Below are 8,282 nucleotides of genomic sequence, written 5' to 3'. Positions count from 1 at the left end.
CCAACGGCCGTACGCTGTCGGCGAATTCGGTGCGTGTCGGCGACAAGCTGCTGTTGTCCGGGTCGATGGGCGATCACGGCATGGCCGTCATGCTGGCCCGCGGCGACCTGGCCATCGAGGCCGACATTGCTTCCGACACCGCCTGCCTGAGCCCGCTGGTGGAATTGCTGATGGCGGCCGCGCCGTCCACCCGCTGGTTGCGCGACGCCACTCGGGGCGGCGTGGGCACCGTGTGCAACGAACTGGCCCAGGCCTGCGGCCTTGGGGTAGTGCTTGATGAGGACCGACTTCCTTTGCAGCCCATGGTTAATGGCGCGTGCGAATTGCTCGGCATCGATCCCCTCTACGTCGCCAACGAGGGCAAGTTCGTCGCCGTCGTCGCACCGGAGGAGGCCGGAGCCGGACTGGCCGCACTGCGCTCACATCCCCTGGGGGCCGAGGCGGCCGAGGTCGGGGAAATCGTGACCGAGCCCGCGGAAAGCGTGGTCTTGCGCACTGGATTCGGCGGGACGCGGATCGTCGACATGCTCGTCGGCGACCCACTGCCACGGATCTGTTAAGAGGAGGAGACCGCGAATGTGTCTTGGGATTCCGGGTCGGATCGTTGAGATCACCGATCCCGCAAACTATTTGGCGAAGGTAGACGTCAGCGGGGTGCAGCGCACGATCAGCGTGCGGCTGCTGGAAAGCGACATGCCCGAGCCCGACGACTGGGTGCTGGTCCATGTCGGATTCGCGATGGCCAAGATCGACGAGACCGAGGCGTTGCTGACCCTGGCCGCTGTCAAGAAGCTCGGCGAGGCCTACACCACCGAAGTCGAGGCCTTCGACTCGTCGGCGATTGTTTAAGGGAGGCGACGATGAAATTCGTTGACGAATTCCGCGATCCGGCTGCGGCCCGCAAGCTGCTGGCTGCGATCGAACACTTGGCGGGAAGCGGCTCCGACCACTTCAAGTTCATGGAGGTGTGCGGCGGGCACACGCACACCATTTACCGCCACGGCATCGAACACCTGCTGCCCGACAACGTCGAACTGGTCCACGGCCCGGGGTGTCCGGTCTGCGTCATCCCGATGGGTCGCATCGACGACGCGATGTGGCTGGCCGGCCAACCCGACGTGATCTTCACCTGTTTCGGCGACATGATGCGGGTCCCCGGGTCGGCCGGCAGTCTGCTGGACGCCAAGGCACGCGGCGCCGATGTCCGGTTCGTCTACTCCCCGCTCGACGCGCTCAAGATCGCGGTCGACAACCCCGACAAACACGTGGTGTTCTTCGCCATTGGCTTCGAGACCACGGCCCCGTCGACCGCTGTGACGTTGGTTCGTGCCCGCGACCTTGGCCTGCGAAATTTCAGTGTGTTCTGTAACCACGTCACCATCGTGCCGCCGATCAAGGCCATCCTGGAATCGCCGGACCTGCGGCTGTCCGGCTTCATCGGCCCCGGACACGTCTCGACGGTCGTGGGCAACCGACCGTACCGGTTCGTGCCCGACGTGTACGGAAAGCCGTTGGTGGTGGCTGGATTCGAGCCACTGGACATTCTGGCTGCGGTCACCATGCTGCTACGTCAGATCCGTGAAGGCCGATGCGAGGTGGAGAACCAGTACAAACGCGTGGTGCCCGAAAACGGCAACCCGGCCGCACTGGCGCTGATGGGCACGGTGTTCGCGTTGCGTCCGCACTTCGAGTGGCGCGGGCTGGGATTCATCTCGCAGAGCGCATTGCGGCTGCACGACGACTTCGCTGAGTTCGACGCCGAACTGCGGTTCTCGATGCCCGGCGTGCGGGTCGCCGACCCGAAGGCATGCCAGTGCGGCGAGGTGCTCAAGGGTGTCCTGAAGCCTTGGGAATGCAAGGTTTTCGGTACCGCCTGTACCCCGGAGACGCCGATCGGCACCTGCATGGTGTCACCCGAGGGGGCATGCGCGGCCTACTACAACTTCGGCCGCATGCATCGCGACGCCGCCAAGCTGGTGGGGCAAACCGGGCGGGCGTGACAATTGGACCCGGAGACCCGCGGCGTCGAGATGTTCGCTCGGTACGCCCACGCGCCCAATGCGCTGGGCTATTGCGGTCCCCCACTGGGCGCCACGTTGCGGGACGGCTCGGTCGACGAGGTGCGCAAGGCCGCGACACAGTTTTCCGGGGCCTGGCCATATTTGCGGGTGCTCGCCAAGCTGACCGGCATCGCCGACCCGCTGGACTATCGGCTGGTCGAGTCATATTGGCTGGGTGGCGGAGTCGGCGGCAAGCTGGACGGGCGCGAATTTTTCGACGCGTTGCTGGCCATCATCGGGCCGCAGGCAGGCCAGTACTGGTCGCATCTCACGCCCGACCTGGCGGGTGAGGCGGCAGGCAACCACTGCTTTCATGTATTCGGCGTTTATCCGTGGACGCGGTTTCTGGGCCGGGGCATGGACGAGCAGCCGCTGAGTGTGTTGGACAATTGCCGCATCAATTGGGGCACCGTGATTTCCCGCGATGGGGATGGCGTTGAGGTGATGTGCCAGGGGCTGGCCTGGGATGGTCAAGCGCTCACGCTGTCCGAGCCGTCGGCGCGTGTCCTCGACGTCTGGGCAGATGGCTACAGCGCGGTGCCGGATGTGGCTGTCGGCGATGAGGTTGCGATCCACTGGGGCCGGCTATGTGGCCGGTTGCAACCCGGCCAGATCCACGCGCTGGCCGACAGCACCACCCGTCAGCTGCAAGCGACGAATCAGCGCCTGGCCCACGTCTAGCGTCGCGGCCTGTCCGCATCCCCTGCTTCGTCACCCTGACACTGCGGGCACAGTCCGTGCAGGGTGAGGCCGGCACGCTCGGACAGCGTGAACGAACTGCCGGCCATCGCATGTTGCAGCGCAGAGGCCAGTCGGCCGGCGGGCACTTCGATGATCGAGCCGCAGCGCGTGCACACCGCGTGATGATGCGGGTCGGCAGCCAGACCGTACGTCGTTACCCCGTTTTCCAGGGTCAGTGCATGCAACACGCCCTGGTCGACCAGGGTGATCACCGTGCGGTAGATCGTCGCCAGGTCCGGCGGCTGGTCTTCGGCCGGCAGGCACTCGTGCAGCCGCTGATCGATCTCGGCAACCGACAGATGACCGTGGACCGGCTCCAGCACCGCCAAGACCGCGATGCGGGAGGCCATCCGGCGGAGCCTATGAGCGCGCAACAGCTCGCCGATCCGCTCGATGACGGCCGGATCCAAAGCCGGGGGCCTGGCCACTCGTCCAGTATCACGCAGCCGATCGCCGGATCGCACCCAATGACCGGATCGGGCGCTGTCAGACTGACTTCGTGCCCGATTTGTCGCGAGGTTCGATCTGCGATGTGCTGCCCACCGCGGCCGCGTTGCTGTCCGTTGACGGGGCGGTGGACGCGCTGGGGGTGACCGCACGGGTCGGCGATGTGCGGCGCGTTGTGGTCGTTCTCGTCGACGGGATGGGCTGGCACCTGCTGCCGGAACTGGCCGCCGACGCACCGCTGCTGGCGTCGGTGCTGGCCGGCGACGACGGCCAGCTTGACGAGCTCGCGTGCACCTTCCCCTCCACCACACCCACCAGCCTGGCGTCGTTGGCCACCGGGTCCGCACCGGGCCGCCACGGGATTCTGGGTTTCACGGTCAAGCTCCCCGAGACCGACCGGGTGCTCAACCACATCGGGTGGCGTGATGATCCGCCGGCCAGCCAATGGCAGCCCGTCCCAACATGGTTCGAACGGCTGCAGTGGGCCGGCGTCGGTGCCCGTGCTGTGCTGCCCGCGGCGTTCGTCGGCAGCGGCCTCACCGAGGCGGCATACCGCGGTGCCCAAATCGTGGCGGCGACCAACGACGACGACTACGCCCGGCTCGTGATCGAGCAGCTACGGGCCGCGCCCGGTTTGGTCTACGCATACACCGCCGCGCTGGACACCGCGGCGCACCTGTTCGGTATCGGCTCACCCGAGTGGCACGCCGCCGGGGCCTACGTGGATGCGCTGCTCGGACGGTTGGTCGAAGGGTTGCCGCCGGATGCCGCACTGCTGATCACCGCCGACCACGGCGGGTTGAACGTGCCGCAAGACCGACGGATCGACCTTGACGGCGACGCGCGGTTGAGCGCCGGGGTGCGAGTCGTCGCCGGCGATCCACGGGTGCGCTACCTGCACACCGAGCCCGGCGCGGCTTCCGACGTGATCGCCGCCTGGTGCGAGCTGTTGAATGGGCGAGCCGACGTGCTTAGCCGCGACGACGCTGTCGCGGCTGCACTCTTCGGATCCGTGTTACCCGATCACCTGCCGCGGATCGGCGACGTCGTCGTCAGCTGCCTGGGTGACACGGCGGTGCTGGCCAGCGCCCACGAACCGCCGGAAGTGGCTCAGCTCATCGGCTTTCATGGAGCTAGCGACCCAGTCGAGATGGCTATCCCGCTGATCACCTTCCTGCGCTGACCGAAGCGCTGAACCGTTACCCGCTCGCTGGAATTTCCACCTGCAAAATACTCGCAGAATTCCTGCGAATCATCTGCAAGACGCTCGCCGGAGGTTTAGCGTCAATAGCGGCCGGGGTTAGATCCAGATGGGACGCGACATGGCCGCTGACACACTAAGCAGGCAACCCACGTCGCGCGCTCGACTACGCGGGGCTTTGACACCCGACGAGTGGCTGCGCCTGGGATCGATGTTCGCGATCATTATCGCGCTCCATGTGATCGGTTGGGGCACACTGATACTCGTCGTCGAGCCGGCTCATTTGAGCATCGGAGACAAAGCGTTCGGTATCGGCATCGGCCTGACCGCCTACACGCTCGGGCTACGCCACGCATTCGACGCCGACCACATCGCCGCGATCGACAACACCACCCGCAAGCTGATGAACGACGGGCAGCGGCCGCTTGGCGTCGGCTTCTTCTTCTCCCTCGGCCACTCCTCGGTGGTGTTCGGGCTGGCACTGCTCATCGCATTCGGGCTCAAGGCCGTAATCGGGCCCGTCGAGCAGGACTCTTCGGCCCTGCATCACTACACCAGCCTGATCGGCACCAGCGTCTCGGGCGTGTTCTTGTACCTAATCGCCATCATCAATGTGGTCATCCTGGTGGGCATCCTGCGCGTGTTCGTAGAAATGCGCCGCGGCCGCTACGACGAGGACGAGCTCGAAGCGCAGCTGAACAATCGCGGACTTCTCAATCGGCTGCTCGGCCGCTTCACCAAATCGGTTAGCGCGTCGTGGCATATGTATCCGATCGGGTTGCTGTTCGGGCTTGGCTTTGACACCGCGACCGAAGTCGCGCTGCTGGTGCTGGCCGGCACCAGCGCCGCGGCCGGACTGCCGTGGTACGCCATCTTGTGCCTGCCGGTGTTGTTCACCGCGGGCATGTGTCTGCTGGACACCATCGATGGCTCGTTCATGAATTTCGCCTATGGCTGGGCCTTTTCGAATCCGGTTCGCAAGGTCTACTACAACATCACCATCACCGGCCTGTCGGTGGTCGTCGCGCTGCTCATCGGTACCGTCGAATTACTCGGACTGCTGGCCGAGCAGTTCGGCTGGACAAGTGGATTCTGGAGCTGGCTGGGCGGCATCGATCTCAACGCAATTGGTTTTCTCATCGTCGGTCTGTTCGTGGTCACGTGGGCCGGCGCCCTGCTGATCTGGCGCTACGGGCGCATCGAGGAGAAGTGGACGGTGCAAGCCGAACGCGTCGGCTGAGACGCGTGGACGACACGTCGACTTGGGTTCACCCCAGGTCGCGATCACCACCGCGCCGGACTCGGGTGTGGAACCCAAGATCGTTACAGCCTTGAGCTGAACGGTGGCATTCGCCGCCGACACACATCGATGACCGCAGATTTCCATCCGGTCCCCGTTGCGGTGCTTGCTGTCTGCAATCAGCCTGCGCCGAAACATTTTTCACGCGAGTCCGCGCCTTGGGCTTGCGTTGTCGTCGTGCGCCCTGAATCAAAGGAGAGAAACCCATGTCGTTCGTATCCATCGTACCGGAGCTCTTATCCACCGCAGCGGAAAACCTTCAATCCGTCGGCGTGAGACTTCAAGCGCAGAACACCGCAGCGGCGGCACCGACCACCGGTCTGATCCCGCCCGCCTCCGACGAGGTATCCGCCTTGACGGCAATGCAATTCGTTGCACACGCACACGCCTACCAGGCGGTCAGCGCGCAGGCTGCGGCGATTCACCAGATGTTCGTGACGATGTTGGCGGCCGGCGCCGGCTCGTATGCCACCACCGAGGCCGCCAACGCGGTTAAGACCGGATAGGAGGATTTGCAATGGATTTCGCAACATTACCGCCAGAAGTCAACTCCGGGCTGATGTACACCGGTCCAGGTTCCGGGCCGATGATCGCGACGGCTGCGTTGTGGGACAGCCTGGCGACCGAGGTGTCTTCGGCCGCAGGCGATTACGGGTCGGTGGTCTCCGGCCTCATCAGCGGTCCGTGGCGAGGCCCGGCCTCGACGTCGATGGCGGCCGCCGCCACGCCATACGTGTCATGGATGACTGCCACCGCGGCGCAAGCCGAGCAGGCCGCCGACCAACTCAAAGCGGCGGCCAGTGCCTACGAAGCCGCGTTCAGCGCGACGGTTGCGCCGCCGGTCATCACCGCCAACCGCACGTTGTTGGCAACATTGGTGGCCACCAACATCCTCGGCCAGAACACCCCGGCGATCGCGACGACCGAATCCCACTACGCCGAGATGTGGGCCCAAGACGCGGCGGCGATGTACGGCTACGCCGGATCCTCTTCAGCCGCATCGACATTGACGCCGTTCTTCGAACCGCCGGCGACCACCACGGTCGGCCAGGCAGCGGGCACGGGAACCTCGGCGCCGCTGTCCCAGTTGGTGACTTCGGTACCCGCTGCACTACAGGGGCTGGCCTCCCCTGCGACGTCGACGTCGTCGGGGTCCGGCCTCCAGGGGCTTTTGGATTTACTGTCCGGGAATTCGTCGTCCACGACGGGGTTCTCGGGGCTCTTCAATGAGCTGTTCTCGTCGAACGGCTTGGGGCTCAACGCCAATATCTGGAACACCATATTTTCGTCCGGCTTCTACACGCCTGCTAACACGCTGGGTGCCTTTACGAGTTTGTTCGGCGGCGCGGCTACGGGCGCCGATGCGGCTGGGGATGCTGCCGCGGGAGCGGCCGCGGCCGGCGGAGTCGGCGGCGCACTGGCGGCCCCAGCAGCGGGAGTCGGCGAATTGGGCAGCGCCGGCGCGGTGTCAGCCGCCCTGGGCCGGGGTACGGCGATCGGAGCGTTGGCGGTGCCGCCAAGTTGGAGTGTGGTCCCCCCCGGGGTGAGCCCGCTGTCCGGCCTCTCCGGGGCGGCGCTCGGAGGCATGGCGCCGGCCCCTCCGCCCGCGGTCGCGGCCGGCATACCCGGTACGCCGCTCGCCAATTCGGCCGGAAACCGCTTCGGCGCCGCCACTCCCCGATATGGGCTCCGCCCGACGGTGATGGCACACCCACCGTCAGCGGGTTGACCGGGCGCGCTAGAGCGGGGTGGTGTAGGCGGCGCTGATGCCGCCGTCGACCAGATATGTCGCTGCGGTGATAAACGATGCGTCATCGCTGGCCAAAAAGGCCACGACAGCGGCAATTTCGTCGGCCTCGCCGAACCGGCCCATCGGCACGTGCACCATCCGCCGGGCCGCACGTTCGGGGTCCTTGGCGAAAAGCTCTTGCAGCAGTGGAGTGTTCACCGGCCCGGGGCACAACGCGTTGACCCGGATGCCCTGCCGGGCGAACTGCACACCGAGTTCTCGCGACATCGCCAACACCCCGCCCTTGGATGCGGTGTAGGAGATCTGTGAAGTGGCCGATCCCATCACCGCGACGAACGAGGCGATGTTGACGATCGACCCGTGCCCTGCGAGCGCCATGTGCCGCAGCACGGCCCGGCAGCACAGGTAGACCGATTTCAGATTGACGTCTTGCACCTTCTGCCACGCCGGTAACTCGGTGTTCTCGATCAGGTCGTCATCCGGTGGCGAGATGCCGGCGTTGTTGACCGCGATGTCGATCGAGCCGTAGCGGTCGGCCGCGGCGTGGTAGAGCCCATTGACCGAGGCTTCATCCGAAACGTCAACTGGCACAAACAGTCCGCCCAGTTCGTCAGCCGCCGCGGTACCGGTCCGCTCGTCGATGTCGCCGATGACTACGGTGGCCCCTTCGGCATGAAGACGTCGCGCCGACGCCAGCCCGATGCCGCTTCCGCCGCCGGTCACCACGGCGACCTTGCCGCCCAGCCGTCGACTCAGGTCCACACTCATGAACTCACCCGTCCG

General features: G+C 65.8%; 10 protein-coding genes. 8 read left to right on the top strand and 2 right to left on the bottom strand.

Translation table 11 applies throughout. The annotated features are described in order from the left end of the window. The 4 genes from VGH54_RS03635 to VGH54_RS03620 all read left to right on the top strand — a co-directional run. On the top strand, positions 1 to 560 hold a 560-nt coding region (locus tag VGH54_RS03635), incomplete at its 5' end, for a HypE family hydrogenase expression/formation protein (RefSeq protein WP_331510572.1). A gap of 16 nt (positions 561 to 576) precedes the next feature. Continuing rightward, positions 577 to 849: a HypC/HybG/HupF family hydrogenase formation chaperone gene (locus VGH54_RS03630; protein ID WP_331510571.1), complete on the top strand. Its 273-nt coding sequence runs from the start codon at positions 577 to 579 to the stop codon at positions 847 to 849. Positions 850 to 860: 11 nt separating this feature from the next. Then, on the top strand, positions 861 to 2,000 hold the full coding sequence (hypD, locus tag VGH54_RS03625; RefSeq protein WP_331510570.1) for a hydrogenase formation protein HypD: 1,140 nt from the start codon (positions 861 to 863) through the stop codon (positions 1,998 to 2,000). A 3-nt stretch (positions 2,001 to 2,003) separates the two neighbouring features. After that, complete coding sequence (locus tag VGH54_RS03620) at positions 2,004 to 2,741, top strand: DUF6390 family protein (protein WP_331510569.1); 738 nt, start codon at positions 2,004 to 2,006, stop codon at positions 2,739 to 2,741. Here the strand turns inward: VGH54_RS03620 and VGH54_RS03615 are convergent. After that, entirely contained in the window at positions 2,738 to 3,229 is a 492-nt protein-coding gene (locus VGH54_RS03615) for a Fur family transcriptional regulator (RefSeq protein ID WP_331510568.1), read from the bottom strand. The genes VGH54_RS03620 and VGH54_RS03615 overlap by 4 nt on opposite strands. Before the next feature lie 71 nt (positions 3,230 to 3,300). Here VGH54_RS03615 and VGH54_RS03610 point away from each other — a divergent pair, with 71 nt between their 5' ends. The 4 genes from VGH54_RS03610 to VGH54_RS03595 all read left to right on the top strand — a co-directional run bounded on the left by VGH54_RS03610 (position 3,301) and on the right by VGH54_RS03595 (position 7,478). Continuing rightward, positions 3,301 to 4,431 carry a nucleotide pyrophosphatase/phosphodiesterase family protein gene (locus VGH54_RS03610; RefSeq protein ID WP_331510567.1) on the top strand — a complete coding sequence of 377 codons (1,131 nt, stop codon included), beginning with the start codon at positions 3,301 to 3,303 and terminating at the stop codon, positions 4,429 to 4,431. A gap of 139 nt (positions 4,432 to 4,570) precedes the next feature. Next, the gene (locus tag VGH54_RS03605; protein WP_331510566.1) at positions 4,571 to 5,689 is read left to right on the top strand and encodes a HoxN/HupN/NixA family nickel/cobalt transporter; all 1,119 of its coding nucleotides are present in this window, start codon (positions 4,571 to 4,573) and stop codon (positions 5,687 to 5,689) included. A gap of 266 nt (positions 5,690 to 5,955) precedes the next feature. Further along, positions 5,956 to 6,255 (top strand): PE family protein, encoded by a 300-nt coding sequence (locus VGH54_RS03600; protein WP_331510565.1) that lies wholly within the window; start codon positions 5,956 to 5,958, stop codon positions 6,253 to 6,255. An 11-nt stretch (positions 6,256 to 6,266) separates the two neighbouring features. Then, positions 6,267 to 7,478, top strand: coding sequence for a PPE family protein (locus tag VGH54_RS03595; protein WP_331510564.1), 1,212 nt, complete (start codon positions 6,267 to 6,269; stop codon positions 7,476 to 7,478). Positions 7,479 to 7,487: 9 nt separating this feature from the next. Here VGH54_RS03595 and VGH54_RS03590 read toward each other — a convergent pair whose 3' ends face one another. Continuing rightward, on the bottom strand, positions 7,488 to 8,267 hold the full coding sequence (locus VGH54_RS03590; protein ID WP_331510573.1) for a 3-oxoacyl-ACP reductase: 780 nt from the start codon (positions 8,265 to 8,267) through the stop codon (positions 7,488 to 7,490). Between the last annotated feature and the right edge of the window lie 15 nt (positions 8,268 to 8,282).

The sequence above is a fragment of the Mycobacterium sp. genome, assembly GCF_036488105.1.
In the GTDB taxonomy this organism is placed as follows: Bacteria; Actinomycetota; Actinomycetes; order Mycobacteriales; family Mycobacteriaceae; genus Mycobacterium.
This window is presented reverse-complemented; position numbering and strand designations above follow the sequence as displayed.